The organism is Amycolatopsis sp. NPDC004747 (assembly GCF_053601335.1).
The window spans coordinates 415,165-441,223 of record NZ_JBSGBQ010000004.1 but is presented as its reverse complement, the minus strand read 5'-3'; the positions used below and the strand labels follow the sequence as shown (position 1 = coordinate 441,223).

Annotated in this window: 27 protein-coding genes; 18 read left to right on the top strand and 9 right to left on the bottom strand. The window is 73.2% G+C overall.

Features of this window, described 5'->3' with window-relative positions; translation table 11 throughout:
- The first annotated feature begins 13 nt into the window (after positions 1–13).
- From ACWEGE_RS08830 to ACWEGE_RS08815, 4 genes are all read left to right on the top strand, one after another.
- Positions 14–1,012: a LacI family DNA-binding transcriptional regulator gene (locus ACWEGE_RS08830; RefSeq protein ID WP_449659854.1), complete on the top strand. Its 999-nt coding sequence runs from the start codon at positions 14–16 to the stop codon at positions 1,010–1,012.
- 139 nt (positions 1,013–1,151) lie between these two features.
- Positions 1,152–2,501, top strand: a complete 1,350-nt coding sequence (locus ACWEGE_RS08825; protein WP_449659853.1) for an ABC transporter substrate-binding protein — start codon at positions 1,152–1,154, stop codon at positions 2,499–2,501.
- Between the two features lie 8 nt (positions 2,502–2,509).
- On the top strand, positions 2,510–3,454 hold the full coding sequence (locus tag ACWEGE_RS08820; protein ID WP_449659852.1) for a carbohydrate ABC transporter permease: 945 nt from the start codon (positions 2,510–2,512) through the stop codon (positions 3,452–3,454).
- Positions 3,455–3,471: 17 nt separating this feature from the next.
- Positions 3,472–4,287 carry a carbohydrate ABC transporter permease gene (locus tag ACWEGE_RS08815; RefSeq protein ID WP_449659874.1) on the top strand — a complete coding sequence of 272 codons (816 nt, stop codon included), beginning with the start codon at positions 3,472–3,474 and terminating at the stop codon, positions 4,285–4,287.
- On the opposite strand, the gene ACWEGE_RS08810 is transcribed toward ACWEGE_RS08815, so the two are convergent.
- The 9 genes from ACWEGE_RS08810 to ACWEGE_RS08770 all read right to left on the bottom strand — a co-directional run bounded on the left by ACWEGE_RS08810 (position 4,277) and on the right by ACWEGE_RS08770 (position 13,196).
- Positions 4,277–5,491, bottom strand: a complete 1,215-nt coding sequence (locus tag ACWEGE_RS08810; protein WP_449659851.1) for an FtsW/RodA/SpoVE family cell cycle protein — start codon at positions 5,489–5,491, stop codon at positions 4,277–4,279. The genes ACWEGE_RS08815 and ACWEGE_RS08810 overlap by 11 nt on opposite strands.
- A gap of 50 nt (positions 5,492–5,541) precedes the next feature.
- Positions 5,542–5,790, bottom strand: a complete 249-nt coding sequence (locus tag ACWEGE_RS08805) for a phosphopantetheine-binding protein (RefSeq protein ID WP_449659850.1) — start codon at positions 5,788–5,790, stop codon at positions 5,542–5,544.
- A 2-nt stretch (positions 5,791–5,792) separates the two neighbouring features.
- Positions 5,793–7,007, bottom strand: a complete 1,215-nt coding sequence (locus tag ACWEGE_RS08800; protein WP_449659849.1) for a ketosynthase chain-length factor — start codon at positions 7,005–7,007, stop codon at positions 5,793–5,795.
- Positions 7,004–8,293: a beta-ketoacyl-[acyl-carrier-protein] synthase family protein gene (locus tag ACWEGE_RS08795; RefSeq protein ID WP_449659848.1), complete on the bottom strand. Its 1,290-nt coding sequence runs from the start codon at positions 8,291–8,293 to the stop codon at positions 7,004–7,006. Before ACWEGE_RS08795 ends, ACWEGE_RS08800 begins: the two co-directional genes overlap by 4 nt.
- Positions 8,290–9,744, bottom strand: a complete 1,455-nt coding sequence (locus tag ACWEGE_RS08790; protein ID WP_449659847.1) for an NDP-hexose 2,3-dehydratase family protein — start codon at positions 9,742–9,744, stop codon at positions 8,290–8,292. Before ACWEGE_RS08790 ends, ACWEGE_RS08795 begins: the two co-directional genes overlap by 4 nt.
- Before the next feature lie 126 nt (positions 9,745–9,870).
- A complete protein-coding gene (locus tag ACWEGE_RS08785) occupies positions 9,871–10,671 on the bottom strand; it encodes an ABC transporter permease (protein WP_449659846.1) in 801 nt (266 codons plus the stop codon).
- Positions 10,668–11,618 carry an ATP-binding cassette domain-containing protein gene (locus ACWEGE_RS08780; protein WP_449659845.1) on the bottom strand — a complete coding sequence of 317 codons (951 nt, stop codon included), beginning with the start codon at positions 11,616–11,618 and terminating at the stop codon, positions 10,668–10,670. The genes ACWEGE_RS08785 and ACWEGE_RS08780 overlap by 4 nt, the downstream gene beginning before the upstream one ends.
- A gap of 69 nt (positions 11,619–11,687) precedes the next feature.
- Complete coding sequence (locus ACWEGE_RS08775; RefSeq protein WP_449659844.1) at positions 11,688–12,338, bottom strand: VC0807 family protein; 651 nt, start codon at positions 12,336–12,338, stop codon at positions 11,688–11,690.
- A gap of 69 nt (positions 12,339–12,407) precedes the next feature.
- On the bottom strand, positions 12,408–13,196 hold the full coding sequence (locus ACWEGE_RS08770; protein WP_449659843.1) for an AfsR/SARP family transcriptional regulator: 789 nt from the start codon (positions 13,194–13,196) through the stop codon (positions 12,408–12,410).
- A 554-nt stretch (positions 13,197–13,750) separates the two neighbouring features.
- On the opposite strand from ACWEGE_RS08770, the gene ACWEGE_RS08765 reads away from it, so the two are divergent.
- The 14 genes from ACWEGE_RS08765 to ACWEGE_RS08700 all read left to right on the top strand — a co-directional run bounded on the left by ACWEGE_RS08765 (position 13,751) and on the right by ACWEGE_RS08700 (position 26,058).
- Positions 13,751–14,974: a methyltransferase domain-containing protein gene (locus ACWEGE_RS08765; RefSeq protein WP_449659842.1), complete on the top strand. Its 1,224-nt coding sequence runs from the start codon at positions 13,751–13,753 to the stop codon at positions 14,972–14,974.
- 24 nt (positions 14,975–14,998) lie between these two features.
- On the top strand, positions 14,999–15,679 hold the full coding sequence (locus ACWEGE_RS08760; RefSeq protein WP_449659841.1) for a dTDP-4-dehydrorhamnose 3,5-epimerase family protein: 681 nt from the start codon (positions 14,999–15,001) through the stop codon (positions 15,677–15,679).
- On the top strand, positions 15,676–16,785 hold the full coding sequence (locus tag ACWEGE_RS08755) for a DegT/DnrJ/EryC1/StrS family aminotransferase (RefSeq protein ID WP_449659840.1): 1,110 nt from the start codon (positions 15,676–15,678) through the stop codon (positions 16,783–16,785). The genes ACWEGE_RS08760 and ACWEGE_RS08755 overlap by 4 nt, the downstream gene beginning before the upstream one ends.
- Positions 16,782–17,708, top strand: a complete 927-nt coding sequence (locus ACWEGE_RS08750; RefSeq protein ID WP_449659839.1) for an NAD-dependent epimerase/dehydratase family protein — start codon at positions 16,782–16,784, stop codon at positions 17,706–17,708. The genes ACWEGE_RS08755 and ACWEGE_RS08750 overlap by 4 nt, the downstream gene beginning before the upstream one ends.
- 22 nt (positions 17,709–17,730) lie before the next feature.
- Entirely contained in the window at positions 17,731–18,162 is a 432-nt protein-coding gene (locus tag ACWEGE_RS08745) for a cupin domain-containing protein (protein ID WP_449659838.1), read from the top strand.
- 27 nt (positions 18,163–18,189) lie between these two features.
- The gene (locus tag ACWEGE_RS08740; protein WP_449659837.1) at positions 18,190–18,648 is read left to right on the top strand and encodes an SRPBCC family protein; all 459 of its coding nucleotides are present in this window, start codon (positions 18,190–18,192) and stop codon (positions 18,646–18,648) included.
- The gene (locus tag ACWEGE_RS08735) at positions 18,645–19,676 is read left to right on the top strand and encodes a methyltransferase (RefSeq protein ID WP_449659836.1); all 1,032 of its coding nucleotides are present in this window, start codon (positions 18,645–18,647) and stop codon (positions 19,674–19,676) included. The genes ACWEGE_RS08740 and ACWEGE_RS08735 overlap by 4 nt, the downstream gene beginning before the upstream one ends.
- 280 nt (positions 19,677–19,956) lie before the next feature.
- On the top strand, positions 19,957–21,204 hold the full coding sequence (locus ACWEGE_RS08730; RefSeq protein ID WP_449659835.1) for a cytochrome P450: 1,248 nt from the start codon (positions 19,957–19,959) through the stop codon (positions 21,202–21,204).
- Entirely contained in the window at positions 21,189–21,512 is a 324-nt protein-coding gene (locus tag ACWEGE_RS08725; protein WP_449659834.1) for a TcmI family type II polyketide cyclase, read from the top strand. The genes ACWEGE_RS08730 and ACWEGE_RS08725 overlap by 16 nt, the downstream gene beginning before the upstream one ends.
- Positions 21,509–21,847, top strand: coding sequence for an antibiotic biosynthesis monooxygenase family protein (locus ACWEGE_RS08720; protein ID WP_449659833.1), 339 nt, complete (start codon positions 21,509–21,511; stop codon positions 21,845–21,847). The genes ACWEGE_RS08725 and ACWEGE_RS08720 overlap by 4 nt, the downstream gene beginning before the upstream one ends.
- Positions 21,844–22,875: a class I SAM-dependent methyltransferase gene (locus ACWEGE_RS08715; RefSeq protein WP_449659832.1), complete on the top strand. Its 1,032-nt coding sequence runs from the start codon at positions 21,844–21,846 to the stop codon at positions 22,873–22,875. The genes ACWEGE_RS08720 and ACWEGE_RS08715 overlap by 4 nt, the downstream gene beginning before the upstream one ends.
- A complete protein-coding gene (locus ACWEGE_RS08710) occupies positions 22,872–24,008 on the top strand; it encodes a glycosyltransferase (RefSeq protein WP_449659831.1) in 1,137 nt (378 codons plus the stop codon). Before ACWEGE_RS08715 ends, ACWEGE_RS08710 begins: the two co-directional genes overlap by 4 nt.
- Positions 24,005–24,883 carry a hypothetical protein gene (locus tag ACWEGE_RS08705; RefSeq protein ID WP_449659830.1) on the top strand — a complete coding sequence of 293 codons (879 nt, stop codon included), beginning with the start codon at positions 24,005–24,007 and terminating at the stop codon, positions 24,881–24,883. Before ACWEGE_RS08710 ends, ACWEGE_RS08705 begins: the two co-directional genes overlap by 4 nt.
- Complete coding sequence (locus ACWEGE_RS08700; RefSeq protein ID WP_449659829.1) at positions 24,880–26,058, top strand: acyl-CoA dehydrogenase family protein; 1,179 nt, start codon at positions 24,880–24,882, stop codon at positions 26,056–26,058. Before ACWEGE_RS08705 ends, ACWEGE_RS08700 begins: the two co-directional genes overlap by 4 nt.
- Position 26,059: the final 1 nt, after the last annotated feature.

The following is a 26,059-nucleotide window of genomic DNA, read 5'->3' as shown; positions in this document are numbered from 1 at the left end:
GGGAGGTGACGGCGTGAGCGAACGCGGGCGGCTGCCACGCGTCAAGCGCGTGACGATCGAGGACGTGGCCCGGGAGGCGGGCGTCGGGCGGCAGACGGTGTCGCGCGCCCTGCGCGACCTGCCGGAGATCGCCCCGGACACCCGCGAGCGCGTGCTGGCGGCGGCGACCCGGCTCGGCTACCGGCCGAGCGCGCTGGCGAAGGGCATGCGCACCCAGCGGTCCGACGTCATCGCGCTGATCGTCTCCGACATCGCGAACCCGTTCTACCCGGCCGTGGCGCGCGGGGTCTACGACGCGGCGGAGGCGGCCGGGTGCAGCGTCGTGCTGTACAACACCGACGCCGACCCGGGCCGGGAACGCGACGCCATCGAGGACGCGCTGGCCCGGTCCGCGCGCGGAGTCATCGGGTTCTTCTACGGCATGCCCGACGACGTCCTCGCGGACTACGCGCGCTCGGTCCCGCTGGTGGTCGCCGACCGGGAGCTGCCGTCGGAGGTGGCGGCGTCGGTGAGCAACGACTTCGCCACCGGCACCGCGGCGGCCGTCGAACTGCTCGCCCGGCGGCCGGACGCGTGCCTCGGCATGCTGGACAGCTCGGTCGGCGTCGCGGTCGACGAGCGGCGGCTGGCCTTCGTCACGGCGTGCGCGGCGCTGGGCTTCGGCGACGTCTCGGCGCGGATCGTCCAGGGCCCGCCGACCATCCCGGGCGGCACGGACGCGACCCGGCAGCTGCTGTCGGCGTGGCCCGGGGTCAACGGGATCTTCGCGTTCAACGACCTGATGGGCATCGGGGCGGTCCAGGCGGTGCTCGCGCGCGGCGGCGCGGTGCCGCGGGACTGCGCGGTGGTCGGCTTCGACGACCTGGAGATGTCGGCCTACCTGAACCCGCCGCTCAGCACGGTCCGGATCGACAAGTACGACCACGGCCAGGCCCTGGTCCGGGCCCTGCTCGCGGACACCGCCGACCGGATCTCGCTGCCGGTTTCGCTGATCACCCGCGCCACCGCCTGAATCGAATCCCTCGAGCGACGCCCTTGACGGGGCCGCTCCGAGGTGCGCATACTCCCCGGGTGCCGCGGCCGGGAACATTCCCGGGAACGTTCCCGAGGCACCGGCCCCGCCAGGTCGCCCCGCGAAAGGACCGAACGCAATGACGCGTACCTCTCCCCCGACGAACCGGCTCCGCCGGCTGGGCGCCGCCCTGGCCGCCGCGTCGCTCGCGCTGGCGGGCTGCGGCAGCGCCGACTCCGCCGCACCCGCCGCCGCTTCCGGCTGCGCGCCCGCCGGGGGCAAGGTGGAGCTCTCGTTCTGGTCCTGGCTGCCGGGCATCGACCAGGCCGTCGCCCTGTGGAACCAGGGGCACCCCGACATCCACGTCACCGTCGAACAGACGCCCCAGGGCAACCAGGGCACCTACAACAAGATGTTCACCGCGCTGAAGGCGAACCAGGCGCCGGACCTCGGGCAGGTCGAGTTCGACTCCCTGCCCGGGTTCCGCGTCCAGCAGGGCCTGCGGGACATCTCGGCCTGCCCCGGTGTCGCGGACGCCAAATCCAAGTTCGTGGACTGGACCTGGGCGCAGGCCTCGGTCGGCGGCGACGGCGTCTTCGCCATCCCGCAGGACACCGGGCCGATGGGCCTGTTCTACCGCAAGGACCTGTTCGAGAAGTACCAGGTGCCGGTGCCGACGACCTGGGACGAATACGCCCAGGCCGCGAAGACCCTGCACGCCGCCGACCCGAACCTGACGATCACGCACTTCCCGCAGAAGGACGTCAACTGGTTCGCCGGCCTGGTGTGGCAGGCGGGCGGGCACTGGTTCACCCAGGACGGGCAGCAGTGGAAGGTGAACCTGACCGACCCGGCGTCCACCAAGGTCGCCGGCTACTGGCAGAACCTGCTTTCCCAGGGCCTGGTTTCGAACTACCAGGGCTTCTCCGAATCCTGGAACAAGGCCCTCGACTCCGGGCAGATCGCCACCTGGACCGGGGCCGTCTGGGGCGTCGGCACGATCGCCAAGGCCGCCCCTTCGACCGCCGGGAAGTGGGCGGTGGCACCGCTGCCGCAGTGGACGAAGGGCGAGCAGCGCTCCGGCAACTGGGGTGGCTCGACCACCGCGGTGTTCGCCGGGACCAAGCACCCGGCCGAAGCGGCGCAGTTCGCGCTGTGGCTCAACAGCGACCCGCAGGCCCTGGCCATCCTGACCGCCCAGGGCGGCATCTACCCGGCCACCGTCTCCGCCCAGGAGTCGGCGAAGGCCTCCCCGGAGAACACGCAGTTCTTCGGCGGGCAGGACGTCGACGCGGTGTTCCGCGAGGCGGGCAAGGGCGTCAGCCAGGACTTCACCTGGGGACCGTCGATGGAGCAGACCTACGCCCACGTCCGTGACGGGTTCGGCGCCGCGCTGGCCGGCAACGGCACGCTCGGCAAGGCGCTCACCGAGGCCGGCGCCGCGACGATCACCGACCTGCAACGCCAGTCCATCCCCGTGGCGAAGTAGGGACGGCGATGGTTGTCGCAGCGTCCCAGACCGTCGCCGGCGCGCCCGCCCGCCCCCGGGTCGCGCGCCGGCGACGGGCCCACGGCAGCGCCCGCGCCGCGTGGCTGCTGCTCACCCCGTTCCTGCTCGGGTTCGCGGTGTTCTACGTGGCCCCGATCGTCGTGGCCGTGGTGAAGAGCTTCACCGCCGTCACCCGGACCTCCACCTACGGCCGTCCCGTCGAGGTGTTCGCCGGGCTTGGCAACTACACCGCGGCCCTCGGCGACGCGGGGTTCGTCGGCTCGGTCGGGCGGGTCCTGCTGTTCGGGCTGATCCAGATCCCGGTGATGCTCGGCCTCGCGCTGGTCCTGGCGCTGGCCCTGGACTCGGCGGTGGTGCGGCTGCGGCGGTTCTTCCGGCTCGCGTTCTTCCTGCCGTACGCGGTGCCCGGCGTGATCGCCGCGGTGATGTGGGGCTTCTTCTACGCGCCCAACCTCTCGCCGGTCAACCAGCTGCTCGATCCGCTCGGGATCCACCCGGACCTGTTGTCCGGCAACGTGATCCTCTACTCGATCGCGAACATCGTCACCTGGACGTTCACCGGGTACAACATGCTGATCCTCTACTCGTCGCTGCAGGCGATCCCGCCCCAGCTCTACGAAGCCGCCCGGCTCGACGGCGCGTCCGGCTGGACGATCGCGTGGCGGATCAAGGTGCCGGTCATCGCGCCGTCGCTGGTGCTGACCGGGGTGTTCTCCATCATCGGCACGTTCCAGCTGTTCACCGAACCCCAGGTGATGGCGGGCGTGTCGAGCGCGGTCTCGTCGTCCTACACGCCGTCGATGGCCGCCTACGCCCAGATTTCCGCCCAGAACTACGGCCTCGGCGCCGCCATGAGCGTGTTGGTGACGCTGCTCATCGCGGTCCTTTCGTGGCTGTTCTTCCGGATCACCCGCGCGAGGGCCGCCCTGTGACCACTCGTTCTTCCGCCGTGGTGACCACGGCGATGTTCGTCGCCGCGGTGTACTTCCTGCTGCCGGTGGCCTGGCTGGCGATCTCCGCCACGAAGTCCGCGTCCGACCTGTCCACGACGTTCGGCCTCTGGTTCTCCGGCAACCACCTCGGCGAGAACCTGCGCGACACGGTGACCTTCGGCGACGGCCTCTACCTGCGGTGGCTGGCCAACAGCGCGCTGTACTCCGTGGTGGGTGCGGCGGCGGCCACGCTGCTGTCGGCGATGGCGGGCTACGCGCTCGCCAAGTTCACCTTCCGCGGGCGTTCGCTGACGTTTTCCACCATCCTCGCCGGGGTGCTGGTCCCGCCGACCGCGCTCGCGGTGCCGCTGTTCCTGATGCTGGCGGGCGCCGGGATGACGAACACGGTGTGGTCGGTGCTGCTGCCGAGCACGATCAGCCCGTTCGGGGTCTACCTGGCCCGGGTGTACGCGGCGGCCTCGGTGCCGGACGAGCTCCTGGAGGCCGGCCGCATCGACGGCGCGGGTGACGTGCGCATGTTCTACACCGTCAGCCTGCGCCTGATGGCCCCGGCGCTGATCACGATCTTCCTGTTCCAGTTCGTCGCGATCTGGAACAACTTCCTGCTCCCGCTGGTGATGCTGACCAGCGACCGGCTGTACCCGGTGACGCTCGGGCTGTACACGCTGAACACCCAGATCACCCGGGACCCGGACCTGAAGGCCGTCGTGGTCACCGGCTCACTGCTGTCGATCATCCCGCTGATCCTGGCGTTCCTGGCGCTGCAGCGGTTCTGGCGCACCGGGCTGGCGGCGGGAGCGGTCAAGGACTGAGGGCCGCGCGCGCTTCGGGTTCGTTGCGCGCGCAGTTGGCGATGATCCCGAACATCCCCGAGGTGACCAGCAACGACGAACCGCCGTAGGAGATCAGCGGCAGCGTCACCCCGGTGACCGGCAGCAGGCCGACGACGTACCCGATGTTGATCGCGGCCTGGGCGACCACCAGCAGGGTCAGCGTGCCCGCGACGAGCCGGTTCCAGGGGTCGGCCGCCCGGCGCGCGATCCGCGTCCCGACGATCGCGACGCCCGCGTACAGCGCGATCACCCCCACGCACCCGACGAAGCCCAGCTCCTCCCCGACGAGCGCGAAGATGAAGTCGTTCTCCACCCCGGGCAGGTACCCCCAGTTCGCGCTGCCCCGGCCGAGCCCCCGCCCGAACACCCCGCCGTCGGCGAGGGCGTACAGCGCCTGGGTCGTCTGGTACGAGCCGTCCGCGTCCGCCAGGAACGACAGCACCCGCGCCAGCCGGTAGTCCGCGCTCAGCGCCAGCGCCGCGAACCCGGCGGCCGCCCCGGACACCAGGGCCGCGAACAGCCGCCCGGGAATGCCCGCGAACCACAGCAGGCCCAGCACGATCACCCCCAGGGTGATCGTGCCGCTGAGGTTCGGCTGGGCCATCACCAGCGCGAACATCAGCAGCGTCACCGGGACCACCGGCACCAGCAGGTGCCGCCAGCGGTGCAGGAGGTGCTCCTTGGCCACCAGGATGTGCGCGCCCCAGAGCACCAGCGCGAGCTTGGCGAACTCGATCGGCTGGACCGACTGCCCGGCGACGACGAACCAGCGCTGGGCCCCGCCGCCCGCCGAACCCAGCGGGGTGAGCACGAGGACCAGCATGACCAGCGCCGCGGCCATCGCCTTGCTCGCCATCGCCCGGATCCGCTTGAGCGGCAGGCGAAGGCCGAGCCAGAACACCACCGCTCCGAGGCCCAGGGAGGTGAGGTGCTTGCCGAACAGGTCGTACTGGCCGCCGCCGGTGCGCGGGTCGTAGGACGAGACCGACGACGCGCTCAGCACCATCACCACCCCGACGAGCGCGAGGATCCCGGTCAGCGCCAGCACGAGGTGGAACGACGCGAGCGGCCGGGTCAGCCACCCGGCCGGCGCGGGGCGGCGGCGGACGGCTTCGCGTTCCTGGACGTCGATGGCGCGAACCTCACCCCGCTCGGGGAGAACGGCGGTTCCGTTCCCGGCCACGCCACGCTAGCCACTCCCGGCTGGCAAGATCCTGAGAACGCGGAAAAAGCTCAGCCGAGCACGAGCCGGTCGTTGACGACGGCCAGGAGATCGCGGGGACAGCCGAGCTCCGCGGTCGTCCCCTCGGGCAGCACGACGCCGTACCGCGTGCGCAGCAGGGCTTCGGCCTGCAGCAGGGCCAGCGAGTCGTAGCCGAGGTCGTCGAACCCCGTTGCCAGGAACGCCTCCAGGTCCGCCGCGCCGTCGGCGTCGCCGCCCGCTTCCACGATCAGGTCCCTCAGTGCACTTGCGGTCAGCATGATCACTCCTCTTCGGACGGTCGGACGGGGGTGACGACGACGGCCGAGTTGAACCCGCCCTGCCCGCGGGCGAGCACCAGCGCGGCGGACACGGCGGCCGGGCGCGGCTCGCCCGCGACGAGGTCGAGGCCGTACGCGGGATCGGGCCGGGCGACGTTCACCGTCGGCGGGATCACGGCGTCGCGCAGACCAAGCAGCGCGGTCGCGACGTCGAGCGCGCCGCCGCCGGACGAGAGCCTGCCGGTCATCGTCTTGGGCGCGGTGACCGGGACCGCGTGCCGCCCGAACACCGCCGACAGGGCCGCGGCTTCCTGCGCGTCGAGCTCGGGGACGCCGGCCGCGTCGGCGTAGACGACCCCGACGTCGCCGGGTTCGAGGCCGGCGTCGGCGAGGGCGCCGCGGATCGCCCGTTCCAGACCGGGACGTCCGGGCTGGTCGAAGGTCGCGCAGTAGCCGGCGAGCCGGCCGTAGCCCGGCGCGCCGCGGTCCCGCGCGACGGCCTCGTCCTCGACGACCAGCAGCGCCCCGCCCTCGCCGGACACGAAACCGCAGGCGTCCGCGGAAAACGGCAGGTACGCGTGCTCGGCCCGGCTCTCGGTGCTGATCCGGCCACTGGCCAGCTGGGCGACCCAGCCCCACGGGCACAGCGACGCGTCGACCGCGCCGGTGACGACGAGCTCGCTCCCCCGGCGCAGCAGCCGCCGGGACTGGCCGAGCACGTCGAGCCCGCCCGCCTGCTCGGTGACCACCACGCCGCTCGCGCCGCGCATGCCGTGGCGGATCGAGATCTGCCCGGTGTTGACCGCGTAGAACCACGCGAACGACTGGTAGGCGCTGACGTGCTCGGGGCCGTCGGCCCACAGCCGCTGCAGTTCCCGCTGCCCGAACTCGAACCCGCCGGACGAGCTGGCCGTGGCGACGCTCATCGCGTACTCGGGCCGGTCCGCCGGGGCGATGCCGGCGTCGGCCAGCGCCCAGTCCGCGGCGACCAGCGCCAGGCGCGTCATCCGGTCGGTCTGCGGCAGCAGCCGGCGCGGCAGCAGTTCGCCCGGGTCGAAGCCGATCTCCCCGGCCAGCCGGCCGGCGTACCCCGAGGCGTCGAACCGGGTCACCGGCCCGATCCCGCCGCAGCCGGCCAGCGTCGCCTTCCAGTACTCCTCGGTGCCGGCGCCGTTCGGGGCGAGCACGCCCAGGCCGGTGACGATCGCGGCGCTCACCGGCTCAGCCGTTCCGGCTTGCCGAGCACGACGGCGCTCTGGAAGCCCCCGAACCCGCTGCCCACGCTGAGGACCACGTCGACCCGGGCCTCGCGCGCGGTGAGCGGCACGTAGTCGAGGTCGCACGCCGGGTCGGCTTCGCGCAGGTTCGCCGTCGGCGGGATCACCCCGCGGTCGACGGCGAGCGCCGAGGCGGCCAGTTCGATCGCGCCGATGGCGCCGAGGGAGTGCCCGATCATCGACTTGATCGAGCTCATCGGCGTCCGGCGGGCGTGCTGCCCGAGGCTCGTCTTGACCGCCGCGGTTTCGTGCACGTCGTTCTGCCGGGTGCCGGAGCCGTGCGCGTTGACGTAGCCGACGTCCCCGGGATCGAGCTTCGCCTCGCCGAGCGCCGCGTCGATCGCCGCCGCCATCTCGCGGCCGTCCGGACGCAGGCCGGTCATGTGGAAGGCGTTGCAGCGGGCGGCGTACCCGCCGATCTCGGCGTAGATCCGGGCGCCCCGCCGCCGGGCCGCGCCGAGGTCTTCGAGCACGAACATGGCGGCGCCTTCGCCGAGCACGAACCCGTCGCGGGTGCGGTCGAACGGGCGGGACGCGGTCGCCGGGTCGTCGTTGCGGGCGGTGGTGGCCTTGATCGCGTCGAAGCAGGCCACGGTGATCGGCGAGATCGGGGCGTCGGTGGCGCCGGCGAGCATCACCTCGGCCGAGCCCTCCGCGACGAGCGCCGCCGCGTACCCGACCGAGTCCAGCCCGGACGTGCACCCGGCCGAGACCATCGCGACCGGGCCGCCCACGCCGAACCGGCGGGCGACCTCCGCGGAGATCGAACTGGGGACGAAGTAGTCGAAGAGGTGCCCGACCGCGCGAGCACCGTCGACCTCCCAGTGCCGCCCGCGGTCGCTGACGACGGCGTACTCGCGGTCGAGGCCCATGGTGCAGCCGACGGCGCTGCCGACGGTGACGCCCCACCGGTGGGCGTCCTCCCCCGGCGCGGTACCCGAGTCCGCGACCGCTTCGCGGGCCGCGACCAGGGCGAGCTGGGTGCTCCGGTCGAGCCGGTCCGCCTCCTCGGGCGTGAACCCGTGCGTGAGCGGGTCGAAGTCGCATTCGGCGGCCACCCGCGACCGGAACGGCGCGGGGTCGAAGAAGCTGATGGTCCGGGTGGCGGTGCGGCCCGAGGTGATCAGGTCCCAGAACGCCGCGGTGCCGGTCCCCCCGGGTGCGACCACGCCCAGTCCGGTGATGGCGACGCGTCGGTGCACGGATTCCTCCCTCTCGTCGGTCATGACGCTGCTCGCGCGGCGGGTCCGCAGGCGAGCGCCTGCAGGCAGGGCACCAGGCTCCGGGCCTGGACGTCGACGTAGTGGCTGTGCCGCAGCAGGCCGGCGAGCTGGTCCACGGTCATCCAGCGGAAGCCGGGGCGCTCGGTGACCTCCGGGGCTTCGAGCACCGTGTAGCGGGTCCGGGTGTGGTGGAACCGGCCGCCTTCTTCGGACATCACCGTGTCGAACCGGAACGCGGCCGGATCGGCGGCCAGCACGACGTCGAGGAACGGCGGCCGGGCCGACGGCGGGTTCCGGGCGTGCGTGGCCGGCGTGCACTGCACGGTCGGGGCGAGCTCCACGGAGTCGAGGAACCCCGGCTCCCGGCGGAGCTGCACCAGGACGTGCAGCACGCCGTCGAAGTCCTTCACCAGGAAGCACACCAACCCGGTGCCGCGCGCGGCGAACATCGGCTGCGACCACTCGGCGACCTCGCGGCCCTCGGCCTTGACGTCGACGCCGAGCACCTCGAAGAAGGCGCCGCTCTCGTGCACGATCGCGCCGTCGCGGCGGTGCCAGCCGGACACCTCGGCCAGCGGCACCCGCCGGGCGGTCACCGCGGTTTCGGCGCGGGCCGCGGTGACCGCGCCGAGGATCTCCTCCAGGTGGTGGACGCCGCCGTGCGTCCCGGCCATCGACCGGACCAGTGCGCCGGTGAACCCGCCCGCCGTGACGTCCAGCCGGTCCGCCAGGCCCGGGCCGTGCAGCGGCAGGCAGGACAGCACGGTCCGGGCGTCCATGTTCACCAGGTCCTCCACCGCGAGCGCGGCGTGGACCTCGGCGAGGGTGCACCAGCGGAACCCGTCCAGCACCTCGGTGTCCGGGTCGACCTCCACCACCATGTTGCGGTTGCGCTTGCGCAGGAACCACGAACCCTGTTCCGACTGCAGGACGTCGACGACGACCCGGCCGGCGGGGGCCTCGGCGAAGTGGCGCAGGTAGGGCACGGACCGGCCGCCGTGGGCGCGGGTGTAGTTGCTGCGCGTGGCCTGCACGGTGGGCGAGAGCTGGTGGCCGCGCGCGTTGCCCGGCTCGATCTTGGCCTGCATGAGGAACCGCAGCACGCCGTCGATCCGGGCCACGAGGATGCCGAGCACCCCGACCTCGAACTGGCAGATGATCGGCTGCCGCCAGTGGGTGACCGCGGCGCCCTCGACCCGCACGTCGAGGCCCTCCACGGTGAAGAACCGGCCGGTGTGGTGCCGGATCACGCGGTCGTCGTGCCAGCCGCGCAGGCCGGCGAGGTCCACCCGGGTCACCGTCATCGCCGAGAGGCGGTCGCGCTCGGCGAGCCAGTGGCACAGGGGCCCGGCCGCCCCGGCCGCCAGCGCCGATCCGGCCACCGCGGCGGGCACGCCGCGGTCCCCGGAGACCAGGGTTTCCGGCGGGCGGGGAAGCGTGAACGGTCCGCTCATGCGGACACCCGGCCGTCCGTCATGCGAACTCCTTTGCTAGGCAACGCTTTCCCGGCCAAGCCTGCCGGGACCGCCTCGACGACGGCTGTAGGTTTTTCGGACGGCTCGCTCGAGGAAAGCGCTTGCTCAGGCGCGGGTCCGCAGCGCGACGACGCTGAGCGTGCCGAACACCGCCGCCAGCAGGGCCGACCAGGCCACCGCCCCGGCCAGCGGACCGCCGACGGGGCCGCCGGACAGCAGCGCCCGCAGCGTGTCGTTGACCTGGGTGACCGGGTTGACGTCCACCCAGGACCGCAGCCAGGCCGGCATGGTGGCCGTCGGGACGAGGGCGTTGCTGGTGAACGTGAGCGGCAGGACGACGACGAAGCCGAACACCTGCACCTTCTCCGGGTCGCGCGCCAGGACCCCGAGCCACACCGGCAGCCAGGCGAAGGAGACGGTGAACACGGTCAGCACCGCGAAGGCGCCGAGCAGGGCCGGGAACCCGGTGGTCAGGCGGAACCCGAGGGCGACCCCGACGAGCAGCAGGACGATCAGGGACCACAGCTGGCGGACGACGTCGGCCAGCACGCGCCCGGCGAGCGGGGCGCCGCGGGCGATGGGCAGGCTGCGGAACCGGTCGAAAAGTCCCTTTTGGAGATCCGTGGACAGCCCGATGGCGGCGTAAATGGACAGGAAAAGCGCGTTCTGCACGATCAGCCCACCGAGGGCGAATTGCAGGTAATCGCGCGGGGTGCCGCCGATGGCGCCGCCGAAGACGTAGGTGAACAACAGCGTGAACATGATCGGCTGCACCGAAAGATCGAGCAGTTCGGCCGGTTTGTGCTTGATCTGCAGGATGCTGCGCCAGGCGAAGGTGCCCGACTGGCGCAGGGCCGCGAGCGGCGGGACGTGCCGGGGCCCGTTCACCTCGTCCACGGCGGTCACCGGACCACGTCCACAGCGGACTCGCGCCCGGCGCGGGTGATGGCGAGGAAGACCTCGTCCAGCGTGGAGCGCCGCAGCGCCAGCTCGCTGACCGGGATGCCCAGCTCGTCGAGCCGCCGGACCACCGACGGCAGCAGCGCGTCGTCGCCCGCCGTCGTGGCCAGCGCCCCGTCCTCTTCGGTGACCGGGTGGCCGAACGCGGCGAGCACCTCCCGCAACCGCCCCGTGTGGACCGGATCCCGCGGCCGCACCACCAGGGTCGACGTCCCGAGCCTGCCCTTGAGCTCCGCGGGGGTGCCGCTGGCGACGACCACGCCGCGGTCGATGACCACGACGTCGTCGGCCAGCCGGTCGGCTTCCTCGATGTACTGCGTCGTCAGGAGCACGGTCGTGCCGTCGGCGACGAGGTCGCGGACCACCTGCCAGAGATCGCCGCGGGCCGCGGGGTCCAGCCCGGTGGTCGGTTCGTCGAGAAACAGCACCCGGGGCCGGCCGACCAGGCTGGCCGCGAGGTCCAGCCGTCGCCGCATGCCCCCGGAGTAGCCGCCCGCGACCCGGCCGCCGGCGGCGCTCAGCCCGAACCGGTCGAGCAGCGCGCCGCCCCGCTCGCGCGCGGCCGCGCGGGACAGCCCAAGAAGCTTCCCGATCAGGACGAGGTTCTCGAGCCCCGTCAGCTTCTCGTCGACCCCCGCGTACTGGCCCGTCACGCCGATCATCCGGCGGACGCGGTGGGCGTCGGCGACGACGTCACACCCCTCCACCGCGGCCCGGCCCGTGTCCGGCCGGATGAGCGTGCTCAGGATCCGCACCACCGTCGTCTTGCCCGCGCCGTTGGGGCCGAGCACGCCGAGCACCGTCCCCCGCCGCGCGGCGAACGTCGTCCCGTCGAGTGCCCGGGTGCCGCCGAACCGCTTGCCGAGACCATCGACCTCGATCGCCGTCATCATGGCCCCACTATGGCAAAATCGGCCGCGAGTGTCAGGTTCCTGTTACCCCGCTCGAGCCAGGCTCGAGGCTCACTCCTCGGGGTCGACCGGGCTGCGCCTGCCCCGCCACTGCGTCCACGCGACGAGGACCACGATGGCCAGCGCCGCCATCGCCTGCGACAGGAAGGCCGCGACGCCGATGGGCAGCAGGTAGATGACGGCGATCCGCAGGGTGGACTCCCCGAGCAGACCGAGGCCCCAGACCCAGGTCATCCGCCGGTTCAGCCGCCGGAACTCGGCCGCCTGCCGCCACTGCCGGTCGAAGGCGTTCTTGCGCGGCGACAGGCTGCGCCGGATGTAGAAGATCGCGGGCCGGGCGAGCACCAGGCTGGCCAGCACGCTCAGCCCGACCACCGCCGTCACCACCGAGTCCTTCGCCAGCACGAACCGGGCGTCCCCGGTGAGCAGCGCGGCCAGCACGCCGAGGAAGAACCGGACGACGAGCAGGATCGACAGGGCCCCGATCTGCCGCTCGCGCACCCAGATCACCACGGCCCTCAGGAACGCCACACCCCCGGCGGCGGCCAGCGCGGCCGCTTCCGGCACGCCGAACCACAGCAGGAGGACGAGGTAGGAGGCGAACGGCAACGCCACGTCCAGCAGCAGGGTCCAGGCGATGGTCCGCCAGGACGACGTGGCCCGCTGCCGCTCAGCGGGTTTGTGCTCCGTCGTGTGCGCCAAGGGACGGCCTCCGTGTCGTCGGTGTCAGGAGCCGTATACCCACGAACGGGCCCCGGAAGCATCGGCGGCTCACCCGCAGCGCTCCTGGCGGACCATCGGCACCGGCGGGGAGTCGGCCGGCCGGGGCCCGTTCAGCGCGAGCTGCAGGGCCTCGTCCAGGCACGGCGAAGGATCGATCCCGAGTTCGGAACGCAGCATCGAGCGGACCGAGCGGTAGGCCGCGATCGCCTCCTGCCGCCGTCCGCTCATCGACAGCGCGCGGACGAGCTGGGCGTGGAAGTTCTCGTGGAACGGGTAGGTGTGCACCAGGCGCTTGAGCTCGGCGACCAGCTCTCGGTAGTGCCCGGTGTTCATCCGGGCCTCGATCAGCAGCTCGGTGGCGCAGATGCGCAGCTCGTCGAGCTGGGTGACGTAGCCGGTCAGCACGGACCCGCAGACGACGTCGGCCAGCGCCGGGCCTCGCCACAGGCTGAGCGCCCCCTCGAGCAGTTCCGCCGCGACGTCCGGTTCGAACTCCAGCCGCCGGGCGGCCTGTTCGATCTTCGCCTGGAACTCCAGCACGTCGATGGAGCCGTCGGGCACCTGGAGCATGTACCCGAGCGGCCGGGTGACGATCGTGGTCCGCCGCGACGGGCTCTCCAGCCGGCGGCGCAGCTGGTAGACGTAGGTCTGCAGGGTGGTGTGCCTGCTGACCGGCGGCCGGTCGCCCCACAGTTCGTCGGACAGCTCGTCGACGTAGGTCACCTTGTTGGCGTTGAGCAGGAGCATGGCGAGCACTTGCCGTTGTTTCGGCGCCGACGGGATTCCGCCGCGTTCGTCGGATCGAATCTCCATGCCGCCGAGCAATGTGAAATCCACCCAACACCTCCGAATAGTTTCGCACCGGGATGGACCGGGGTGCGGACAGATGCAGGCATCGAGAGTCCTTCACCTTGAATGCCGTCCCCCGGTGGCGAAATCATGCTAGTTCCGGTTATAAGGACCCTGACAGATTGAACCGGTTTTGTGACCTATCTCACATACCATTGCTCTTGGCTTTGATCGACAGATGTGAACACGCTGCAACGATTTGCACGACACTGTGCGACGATTTGCCACTCAGTGGTGCTCCCCCGTGAAGCAACCGGTCGACACGCGTGATCGACGAGCCGACACGCGTGATTGACGGGTCGACACGGCGCCGCGGCCCGGCCCCGCCGTGTCGACCTCCTGATCACGCGTGTCGACCTCCTGATCACGCGTGTCGGCGTTCCGAGCACGCGTGTCGTCTTCCGGGGGTGCTCGCCGCCGGTGACGTGGGGCTCCATCGGTTGCGCGGCCGCTCATCGAGCGAGCTTCGAGATCTTCGAGAACTTCTCGAGCCGGCGTCCCCAGGCTGCCCGGCATCCGACTTCGTCCGAGGGGGTTACCCGATGTCCCAGTGCCGGGTCTGCGGCCGTTCCGTCGAGCTCGTGCTCGATCTCGGCAGCCAGCCGTTGTCCGACGTCTTCCCGCCCGCGCCCCCGGACCCCGGCGAGGAGTTCTTCTACCGGCTGCGGCTCGGGCGGTGCGCCGGCTGCGCGATGGTCCAGCTGCTCGAAGAAGTCCCGCGCGAGCGGATGTTCGGCGAGCACTACCCGTACCGCTCATCGGGATCGTCGGTGATGCGGACGCACTTCTCGGACTGGGCGAAGCACCTGCTCGCCACCGAACTCGACGGCAGGACCGACCCGTTCGTCGTCGAGCTCGGCTGCAACGACGGCGTGATGCTGGGGACGATCGCCGAGGCCGGGGTCCGGCACCTCGGCGTGGAACCCTCCAGCGGGATCGCCCGGACCGCCGAGGAGCGCGGGGTGCGGGTGCTCGCCGCCTACTTCGAAAAGGAGACCGCGGCCGCGATCGCCGCGGAGGACGGGCCGGCCGACGTCCTCTACGCGGCCAACACCCTCTGCCACATCCCGTACCTCGGCTCGGTGTTCGACGGCGTCAGCGAGCTGCTGGCCGACGACGGCATCTTCGTCTTCGAAGACCCGTACCTCGGGGACGTCGTCGCGGCGACGTCGTTCGACCAGATCTACGACGAGCACTACTTCCTCTTCAGCGCCACCACGGTCGCCGAGCTGGCCCGCCGCCACGGGCTGGCGCTCGTCGACGTCGAACGGCTCGCCGTGCACGGCGGCGAAGTCCGCTACACCCTGGCGCGCGAAGGAAAACGGCCCGCGAGTCCCGCGGTCGCCGAGCTCGTCGCCGAAGAGGCGGAACGACGGCTGCACGACCCCGCCACCCTGGCCGGGTTCGCCGACGCCGTCCGGCACAACGCCCGCGAGCTCGTCGCCCTGCTCACCCGGCTGCGCGAGCAGGGGCACACGATCGCCGCCTACGGCGCCACCGCCAAGAGCGCGACGGTGACGAACTTCTGCGGGATCGGCCCCGAACTGGTCTCCACCGTCTACGACACGACCCCGGAGAAGCAGGGCCGCGTCACGCCGGGCACCCACATCCCGGTCTCGCCGGCGTCGGAGTTCGAGGCGCCCTACCCGGACTACGCGCTGCTGTTCGCCTGGAACCACGCCGCGGAGATCCAGGCCCGGGAAACCGGTTTCCGGGAACACGGCGGCCGCTGGATCACCTACGTGCCCGACGTCCGGGTCAGCTGACCCGCCCATCCCCCGGGAGTTCCGTTGTCCCTGCCGGTCGACGCGTCCACCGCCGACGCACCCGGGACCCGGCGCGCGCTCGCCGTCGCCGGGGCCTGGACGTTCACCCCGCCCACCCACCGCGACGGCCGCGGCCTGTTCCGCACCGCCTACGACGAACGCGACCACCGCGCGTTCACCGGGCGGCCGCTCTTCCCGCTCGCCCAGGTGAGCACCAGCCGGTCGCGGGCGGGGGTGGTGCGCGGGATCCACTTCACGCGCACGCCGCCCGGCGTCGCCAAGTACGTCTCGTGCGTGCACGGCAGCGTTCTCGACTACGTCGTGGACCTGCGCACCGGCTCGCCGACGTTCGGCGTCTGGGACGTGCTGCGCCTCGACGCCGAACACGGCCGGGCCGTCTACCTCCCCGTCGGGGTCGGGCACGCCTTCGCCGCGCTGTCCGACGACGCCACGATGACCTACCTGCTCTCCGGCACCTACGTCCCGGAAGACGAGCTCGCCCTGTCGATCCACGATCCCCGGATCGGCCTGCGGCTGCCGCGGCCGCTCGGGCACGGGTCCCCGGTCCTGTCCGCCCGCGACCGCGACGCGCCGACGCTCGCCGAGCTCGACGCCGCCGGCCTGCTGCCGGACTTCGCCACCAGCACTGCCCTCGAAGCGGCCCTCGGCGGCCGCCTCCCCCGACCGGTTGAGGAGACCGCATGACGATCCGGGTTTGGGACTACCTGAGTGAATACGCCACCGAGCGCGAAGACATCCTGGACGCGGTCGAAACCGTCTTCGGCTCCGGGCAGCTCGTGCTCGGCCCGAGCGTCGAGGGGTTCGAAGCGGAGTTCGCCGGCTACCACGGGGTCGCCCACTGCGTCGGCGTGGACAACGGCACCAACGCGATCAAGCTCGGTCTGGAGGCCCTCGGCGTCGGCCCCGGCGACGAGGTGATCACGGTGGCCAACACCGCCGCGCCCACCGTGGTCGCGATCGACGGGACCGGCGCGGTGCCGCGGTTCGTCGACGTCCGCGCCGAGGACCAGCTGATGGACACCACGCTGCTGGAAGCCGCGATCACCGAGCGGACCCGCGCGATCGTCCCGGTGCACCTCTACGGCCAGTGCGCCGACATGGACGCGGTGACCGACATCGCGGGCCGGCACGGCCTGCGGGTGCTCGAGGACTGCGCGCAGGCGCACGGCGCCCGCCGGCACGACCGGCTCGCCGGGACGATGGGCGACGCGGCCGCGTTCTCCTTCTACCCCACCAAGGTCCTGGGCGCCTACGGCGACGGCGGCGCGACGATCACGCGGGACGCCGCGACCGACGAGAACCTCCGCAAGCTGCGCTACTACGGCATGGCCGAGCGCTACTACGTCGTGCGGACGCCGGGCCACAACTCCCGGCTCGACGCGGTCCAGGCGGAGATCCTGCGCCGCAAGCTGCGCCGCCTCGACACCTACATCGCCGCCCGCCGCGAGATCGCCGACCGGTACGCCGAAGGACTCGGCGACACCGAGCTGGCCCTGCCCGCGGTGACCCCGGGCAACGAGCACGTCTACTACCTCTACGTCGTCCGCCACCCGCGCCGCGACGAAATCCTCGCCGAGCTGGCCACGCAGGGCATCGAGCTGAACGTCAGCTACCGCTGGCCGGTGCACACCATGAGCGGGTTCGCGCACCTGGGCTACGGGCCGGGTTCGCTGCCGGTGACCGAGCACCTCGCCTCCGAGATCTTCTCGCTGCCGATGTACGCCTCCCTGGACAAGCGCCGCCAGGACGACGTGATCGAAGCGCTCCGGCGGACCCTGGGTGCCCGGTGAGTGCCCGCGATCCGCTGGTCGTCGTCCTCGGCGGCACCGGTTACCTGGGCTCGTCGCTGGTGGCCCGGCTCGCCGCGCTCGGCGTCCGGACCCGCGCGGTGGGCCGGCGGCCGGTGCCCGGGCACGTCCGCGCCGACGTCACGCGCAAGGACGAGCTGGCCTCGGTGGTGCACGACGCCGACGTCGTGGTCCACCTGGTGGCGCGGATGAGCGACGGCCGCTCCTGGCGGGTGGCCGAAGACGACCCGGAGGCGCACCGGACCACCGTGCAGCCGATGCTCGACCTGCTCGACATCGTCGGCGACCGCCCGGTGACGGTGGTGACCGCCGGCACCGTTCCCTCGTCGAGCCACGCCGGGTACGACCGGCACAAGCGAGCCGTGGAAGACGCCCTGCTCGCCGCCGCGGCGGCCGGGACGGTGCGCGGGGTCGTCCTGCGGCTGCCCACGGTCTACGGCGCCGGTGCCGGCTCGCCCGGGACCGGCGTGGTCACCGTGATGGCCGCGCGGGCGGTGGCCGGCCTGCCGCTGACGCTGTGGCACGACGGGTCGGTGCGCCGGGACCTGGTGCACGTCGAGGACGTCGCGGCGGCCCTGTGGCTCGCGGTGTGCCACGCCGAGGCGCTCGACGGCCGCGCGTGGCCGGTCGGCTCCGGGCACGCCGTCCCGCTCGGCGACGTCCTGAAGCTGATCGCCGCCGCCGCGGCCCGCCGCACCGGCGTCCCGGCGGTGCCGCTGCAGCGCGTGCCGCCACCGGACTACGCCGCACCGGGCGACTTCGAGGACGTCGACGTCGACCCTTCGTCCTTTGTGGACATCACGGGCTGGCGCCCGGCGGTCCGCCTCGAAGACGGCCTCGACGGCGTGGTGCGCGCCGCGCTCGCCGCCCGTCCCGCGCCCGGCCTCCGGCTCGTCAAGCCGTGACCCGACCCCACCAGGAGGAGCTGTGCCCGAACCCGCCCCACCGATCCGGATCCGCACCGCGGACGTCCCCGCCGGCCGCCGCCAGGGTGGCCACATCCGCCCGCTGCTGACGCCCACCTCGGCAGGCACGCGAGCCGGTTTCCTGGCCGAAGCGGTGCTGGACGTCGGCGAGGCCGTCAGCGAGCACTACCACCCGTGGTCCGACGAGCACCTGCTCGTCGTCGAGGGCGCCGTGACCCTCGAGGTGGACGGCCACGCCGTCGAACTGGCCGCGGGGGACGCGAGCTTCGTCCGGCGGGGCGCGCGGCACGTCATGCGCCAGCACGGCCCGGTGCCCGCCCGCGTCGTGCTGTTCCTCGGCCCGCTCGCGCCGAGCCCGGCCGAGGGGCACGTCGACACCGCGCCCGTCCCGCACCCCGACGCGCCGCCGCCGCGCGTCGGCCACCCGTCCTGACCACCACCGCCAGAGAGGGAGCCACCCGTGCCGGCCACGACCGACAACCGCGTCGTCATCGACGCCCCGTTCGCCACCGTCTGGGACCTGACCAACGACGTCGCGTCCTGGCCCACGCTGTTCACCGAATACGCGAAGGCCGAGATCCTCGAAGAGACGCCCGCCTCGGTGCGGTTCCGGCTCACCACCGTGCCCGACCCGGACGGGTCCGTGTGGACCTGGGTCTCCGAGCGGTTCCCGGACCGCGACGCCCGCACGGTGACCGCGCACCGGATCGAAACCGGCCCGTTCGAGTACATGCGCCTGCGCTGGGACTACCGCGAGGTGGACGGCGGGGTGGAGCTGCGCTGGCGGCAGGAGTTCGCGGTCCGGCCCGGCCTGCCCTTCGACGACGCCGCGATGACCGAACGGCTGAACCGCACCTCGGGGGAACAGATGCAGCACCTCAAGTCCGTGATCGAAGCGCACGTCGGGACACGCGCGTGAGCGCCGCGGGCCCGGGCGACGCCGCCGCCCACCGCGAACGGCTGACTGTCCTCACCTGCGGGCTGCGGCTGGCGCACGTCGTCGGGGCGCTGGCCGAGCTGGGGGTCGCCGAGATCCTCGCCGAGGGGCCGCGGCCGGTCGGCGAGCTGGCCGAGAAGTGCGGGGCCGACCCGGACGCGCTGTACCGCGTGCTGCGGATGGCCGCGTCCTTCGGCGTGTTCACCGAAACCGAGCCCGGGGTGTTCGACGGCACCCCGCTGGCGACGCCGATGCGCGCCGACGTCCCGTACAGCCTGCGTCCGCTGATCGCCTACGGCCGCAAGCGGTTCTTCACCGAGCCGTACGGGGCGCTGGTGCAGACGCTGCGCACCGGGCGGCCGGCCACGGTGCCGGTGCTGGGCACGGACTTCTGGGGCTACCTGCGCGACCACCCGGACGACGAGCAGTTCTTCGACGCGATGATGACCGAGCTGGGCCGGTGGGAGACCGAGCGGCACCTGGCGGCCATCCGGCCCGAGCGGTTCGGCCGCATCGCCGACGTCGGCGGCGGGCACGGGCACTTCCTCGGCGCGGCCCTGCGGCGGGCGCCGGAAACCCGGGGCATCCTCGTGGACCGGCCGAGCGTGCTGGCGGACGCTGAGCCGGTGCTGGACGGCGAGGGGGTCACCGACCGGGTCGAGCTGCGTCCCGGCGACTTCTTCGGCGACCCGCTGCCGTCCGACGCCGACGCCTACTTCCTCAAGGCGGTGCTGCACAACTGGCCCGACGCGCAGGCGGAAGGCCTGCTGCGCCGGGTCCGGTCGGCGATCGGCGACCGGCGGGCCCCGCTGTTCGTGATCGAGCAGGTGGTGTCGCCGGGCAACGGCTTCGACCACGGCAAGGTCCTCGACATCGACATGCTGGTCCTCTTCGGCGGCCGCGAACGCACGACCGAGCAGTGGCGGGACCTGTTCGCCGCCACCGGGTTCCAGCTGGTCGGCGAGCCGGAAACCGGCCGCTGGACGGTCCTGCACGCGGAGCCGGCATGACCGTGTCGCCCCTCCAATCACGAGTGATGCCCCTCCAATCACACGAGATGCCCCCTCAATCACACGAGATGCCCCCTCAATCACACGAGATCCGCCTCCAATCACGCGAGATCCGGCCTGGGGCACGCGAGATCCGCCTCCAGTCAGGCGAGATCCGCCTCCAGTCACGCGAGATCCGGCCCCGATCACGCGAGATGCGGGCTCGAACACGCGAGATCCGGCTCGCGGGCCCGTCCGCCGCCGGCCCGGGGCTTCCCGGCGAAAGCCACCAGGAGCCGTCATGACCACCGAAACCCGCCCCACCACCACCTACCCCTTCGCCGCCCGCGACGGCATCGACCCCGATCCCGGCTACGCGACCGCCCGGGCCACCCGGGCGCCCGTGCCCGTCTTCCTCGGCGAAGGCCGCTGGGCGTGGCTCGCCACGACCATGGCCGACGTCCGGACCGTGCACACCGACCCGCGCTTCTCCCGCGCGGCCGCCGTCGAAGCCGCCGGCGCCCCCACCGCCGGCCTCTCCCCGCCCGCCGGGTCGCTGCTCGCCCTCGACCCGCCGGACCACACGCGGGTGCGCAGCCTCGTCAGCGGCGCGTTCTCGGCCCGCCGGATGGCCGCCCTGCGCCCCCGGATCGCGGCCCGCGCACATGCCCTGCTCGACGTCTGCGCACAAGACGACCCGGCCGATCTCGTCGCCGGCTACACCCGGCCGCTGTCCACCGGGGTCATCGGGGCGCTGCTCGGCATCCCCGAAGCCGACCACGACCGGTTCTTCGTCTGGGCGCAGGCGTTCCTGTCCACCGCGCCCGGGGCCGCCCCGGAGGTCGGCCGGGCCCGCGGGGAGCTCGCCGCCTACTTCGGCGAACTCCTCGGCCGCCGCGCCGCCCGCCCCGAGGACGACCTGCTCTCGCACCTGGCCGCGCAGGACGTGAGCCCGCGCGAACTGGTCCCGCTGGCCATGGCGATCCTCATCGCCGGGCACGAGACCACCAGCAACCACCTCGCCAGCTCGCTGATGCTGCTGCTCTCCGACCCCGCGGCAGCGGCGGAACTGCGCGGCGACCCGGTCAAGGTCGGCCACGCCGTCGAGGAACTGCTGCGCGCGATCTCCCTCGGCTCGGTCGGCGGCTTCCCGCGGGTGGCGACGTCCACAGTGGAGCTGTCCGGCGTCACCGTGGCGGCCGGCGACCTCGTCATCCCGGCGCTCAACGCGGCCAACCGCGACCCCGCCGCGTTCGACGCCCCGGACGAGCTGCGGCTGGACCGGTTCGCCGCCACGCCGCCGTCGCACCTGGCCTTCGGAGCAGGCCCGCACTTCTGCCTCGGCGCCGCGCTGGCCCGGATCGAGCTGGCCGAAGGCATCACCGCGGTGCTCGACCGCCACCCCCGGGCCGAACCGGCCGGGACGGACCTCGCCTGGAGCCGCGGCTCCCTGGTCCGCGGCCTGCGCACGCTGCCGGTCCGGCTCGGCCCGGCGACCACGTCTCCCACCGCGGAGAACGGAAAGGAGAACCCGTGCACCGCGCCCTGATGGTCCGCCGGTGGAACCCCGCCGACCGCGACCGGATCACCGAGCTGTTCGCCGAGCACGACCGCACCGAGCTGCCCGCGCAGATCGGCGCGACCCGGCGCACCCTGTTCGGCTTCCACGACCTCTACTTCCACCTCATCGAAGGCGAGGACGGCTTCCAGCAGCGGCTCTACACCGCCGTGCGCGACCAGCGCTTCCGCACCATCGACGGCGAGCTCGCCCAGCTGCTCCTGCCCTACCGGCCCGACCAGCCGTCGATGGCCCAGGCGCAGGCCGAGCCGTTCTACGACTGGCGGAGGCCGGCATGACCACCACCGAAACCGGGGTGTTCCGCGTCCTGCTGGAGATCGACATCGGCGACACCCCGCCGTCCGACTTCTTCGCCGCGTGGGACCGCATGGCCGCCACCGCCGGCCGGGCGCCCGGCATCCTCGCTCAGTCCCTCAACGCCCACACGCGCGAACCCGGCCGCTACTTCGTCGTCAGCGAATGGGACACCCCGGAGGACTTCCGGGCCTTCTCCGCGGGCGAAGCCCACGAAGAACTCGCGAAGGCGCTCAAGGCGCTCGGCCGCACCGTCTCGATGACCGGCATGCGCCAGGTCCGCACCAGCCCGCCCGCCGACCCGGAGGAACGCCCATGACCACGCTCGAAGCCGCGCCGGTGACCCGCGAGCGGCTGTACCGCATGATGCGGGTCTACAAGGAAACCAGCCTGCTGCGGGCCGGCCTGCGGGTCGGCGTGTTCGACGCGCTCGGCGCCGGCCACGCCACCGCCGCCGAGGTCGCCGAGGCGACCGGCGCCGAGCCGCGCGGGATCCGGTTGCTGCTGAACGCCTTGACCGCGCTCGGGCTCGTGCACGGTGGCGCCGAAGGACCGTACACTTTGGACGAAGGCGCGAAGTCTCTGCTGGTGACCGGCGAACCGGGCTTCTACGGCGGCATGGTCGACGTCGTCGCCAGCGACGAGGAGTGGGACGCGATGCGCGACCTCGCCGGCGCCGTCCGGGCCGGCGGGTCGGTCCGCGACGTCAACGCCGAGACACCCGGCTACCACTACTGGGAGACCTTCGCCCGCTCGGTCGGGCCGGTCACCGTGCCCACCGCCGGGCTGCTCGCCGAGCTGCTCGAACCGTGGTCGGCGGGCCGGGAGGCCCCGCGCATCCTCGATCTGGCCTGCGGGCACGGGATCTACGGGTTCACCCTCACCCGCCGGCTGCCCGGTGCGACCGTCACCTGCGTCGACTGGCCGAACGTGCTGGCCATCACCCGGCAGCACGCGCAGGACCAGGGCCTGGCCGACCGCGCCCGGTTCGTCCCCGGCGACATGTTCGAGCTCGACCTCGGCCCGGACCACGACCTCGTGCTGGTCACCAACGTGCTGCACCACTTCTCCGAACAGCGGTCCGCGGAACTGCTGGCCCACGCCGCGGCCCAGCTCGCCCCCGGCGGCCGGATCGGCGTCGTCGGGTTCGTCGCGGGCGACGCCCCGGCCGACGACCCCGAGCCGCACCTGTTCTCCGTGCTGATGCTGGCCTGGACCGAGGCCGGCGAGGTCCACACCACCGCGGCGCACGAGCGGATGTACGCCGCCGCCGGCCTCGAAGCCGAGGCGACGCGGCAGGTGCCGGGGCTGCCCTTCCACGTCACCGTGCTGAGGAGGAAGCCGTGACCCGCGTTCTCGCCTTCACCTCCTCGGGCCTCGGGCACCTGTTCCCGATGGTGCCCAGCCTCTGGGCGGCGCGCTGTGCGGGCGCAACGGTGCTCGTCGGCGCGACCGGGCCCGCGGTGGCCGGCGCCGTGTCCGCCGGGCTCCCGGCCGCCGACCTGCTGCCCGGCGGGACGGACGAGCTGGCCGCGATCCGGACGTCGTTCCTGCGCCGGATGCCCGGTGCCGCGGAGGCCGAGCGGTTCGACCTCGCGATGCAGCTGTTCGCCGCGCTGGCCGACCGGGTCGCCGACGCGGCCGTCGCGCTCGGCCGGGCGTGGCGGCCGGACGTCGTGCTGCACACCGCGTTGCAGCCGGTGGGCCCGCTGGTGGCCGCGGTCCTCGGTGTGCCGTCGGTGGAGCACGGGTTCCAGCTCACCGGTGTCGCCCGGACCCAGGACCGGATGGCCCCGCACCTGGCCGGCGCGTGCCGGCGGCACGGCGTCGCCGAACTCGCCGACCCGGACGAGGCGCTCGACGTGTGCCCGCCGAGCATGTACCCGGGCGGCCCGACCGGCCTGGTGCTCGGCTACCGGCCCTACAGCGGCGCCGGGGTGCTCGACCCGGCCGGGTTCGCCACGCGGCCGGGCCGCCGCCGCGCCCTGGTCACCCTGGGCACGACCGCCGAACACGGCGAGCTGGCCCCGCTCCTGCTGCGGACGCTGGCCCGCCACGACCTCGACGTGCTGGTGGCGGGCGACCTCCCGCCCGGCACGGACCCGGGCTCGGTGCTCGCCCACGGCTGGCTGCCGCTGGAGGCCGTGCTCCCCGGCTGCGACGTCCTGGTCCACCACGGCGGCGCGGGCTCGACCCTGGCCGCGCTCGCCCGCGGCGTCCCGCAGGTGATCGTCTCCCGGGAGGCCGACCACGCGTTCAACGGCGACGCGGTCACCCGCCGCGGCGCGGGGGTGTTCGCCGTGCCGGAGGGCGGCGACGCCAAGGTCCTCGACGACGCGCTCGACCACGTCCTCCACGACCCGCGCCCGGCGAAGACAGCCCGGGACGTCGCCGACGAGATCGCCGGCCTGCCCGGTCCCGAACAGGTCGTGCCGAACCTCCTGGCCGAACTCACCGCCGCCCGGAAGGAACCCGCATGAACCTCGTCGACATCGCCGCCCAGGGCCACCTCGACCCACGGGCCGGCTGGCTGGGCGTCACGGCGCTGGTCACGCACGCACTGTCCACCCGGGACAGTGGCGTGCCCCGCGACGCCGCACTGGGCTGGCCGGCGGGCACCGCTTCGGCCGGTCCGGAATGGACGGTGGACCGGCCGGTCGGCCCGGGCGGGTGCGTCGTGCTCGCCGGGCGGTCGGACGACGGCACCGCGACTTGGACCGCCTACGCGGGCGATCAGGTGCGCACCGAACAGGTACCGCTCGCGCCGGCGATGGACGTCTGGGGCGGGCACCTGGTGCGGCTGCGGGACGGCGCCCGCGCCGCGACCGTCGTCGACGACTCCGCCGCGCCGGGCGACGGCCTGCTTTCGCTGCCGCCCAGTGTGCTCGCGGTGGTCGCGGCGGGCGCCCACGCACTCGGCGTCGCGGGGCGGTTCCGGGACGCCTTCCTGCGCAAGGCGGCGAGCAGTGCCCGGGGCTGGGCCGCGGTCAAGACCATCGACGACCCGATGGTGCTGTCGATCCTGCTGTCGGCCGAGGCCCTGCTCGACGGCGCCGCGGCCCTGCTCACGGCCCGGACGGCGAAACCGGCGGCCGGCCCCGCCGCGCAGGCCCGGCTGGTCGTCACCGGCATCGCCGCGCTGGACGCCGCGCGCGCCGCCACGACGCAGGTGATGACGCTGACCGGGGCGAGCGCGCTCTACGACGGCAACCCGATGCAGGAGACCTTCGCCCACCTCGCCGCGCTCGGCGCGCACCCGTGGTTCGACCGGCCCGCGCGGCTGCTCGCCGAGCGGGCCGCCCTCGAACCCGACCTGGACCGGCTGTTCTCCGACGAACCGAGGAAGGCGTCATGACCGCAACGGAAACGGTGCGCACCCCCGCACAGCTCGTCGGCGAGGCCCGCCGGATCGCCGGGGACCTGATCGGCGGCGAAGCGGCCACAGAACGGGCGCGGACGCCGAGCCGGGCGGCCGTGGAGGCGTTGCGCGAAGCCGGGCTCTTCTCGTTGACGCTGCCGCGGGTGCTCGGCGGCTCGGAGGCCGACCCCGCCACCGTGCTTTCGGTCGTCGAGGAAATCTCCTGGGCCGACCCGTCGGTGGGCTGGACGCTGATGATCGGCCAGGCGTCCGGCTTCCTCGGCTGGGGCTCGATCGAGCTGGGCCGCCGGGTCGTGGCCGGCCGCCCGGATCCGCTGATCGCCTGCGCGCTGGCCCCGATGGGCGAAGGCACGATCCTGCCGGCGACCGAGGCCGAAGGCGACGACGGCCCGGTCTACCGGCTCGACGGCCGGTGGGCGATCAACTCCGGGTGCCGGCACGCCGACTGGTTCATCGCGGCCTTCGCCAAGAAGGAACCGGGCGTCGACTCCCCGCAGTGGGGCGAGGACGTCGTGCGCTTCGCGGTCCTGCCCGCGAACGAGGTGAAAGTCCTCGACACCTGGCACGTGCTGGGGCTGCGGGGGTCCGGCAGCGACGACGTCGAGATCCGCGGCGTCGAGGTGCCGCACTCGATGACGTTCAGCCCGTTCTTCGAGCCGGGCGAGCACGACGGGCCGCTCTACCGGCTGTCGTACTTCGCCTTCCTCATGATGATGATGGGCGGGTTCTCGGCCGGGCTGGCGCGGCGCGCGGTCGAGGAGTTCCGCGAGCTGCCCGGTACCGACCTGGCGGACACCGCCGCCCAGGTGGAGTTCTGGCGGCTGGACAACGACCGGCTGGCCGCCCGGTGCCTGCTGCACGAGGCCGCGGGCCGGGTGTGGGACGAGGTCACGACGGCGGGTTCGGCCCGCCCGGAGACGCGCGCGCGGTTCGCGGGGGCGGTCCAGCACTCGCAGCGGGTCGCGGAGCGGGTCGTCGACGGCGCCTACCGGCTGGCCGGAGCGGCGGCCCTGCGCGACGAGCACCCGTTGCAGCGGTTGTGGCGGGACGTGCACGCCGCGGGCGCCCACCTGGCGTTCGGGCTGGTCACCGAGCGCCGGATGGCCCGCGTCTGCTACCTGGGCGACCACTCGATGCAGTACATGATCTGAC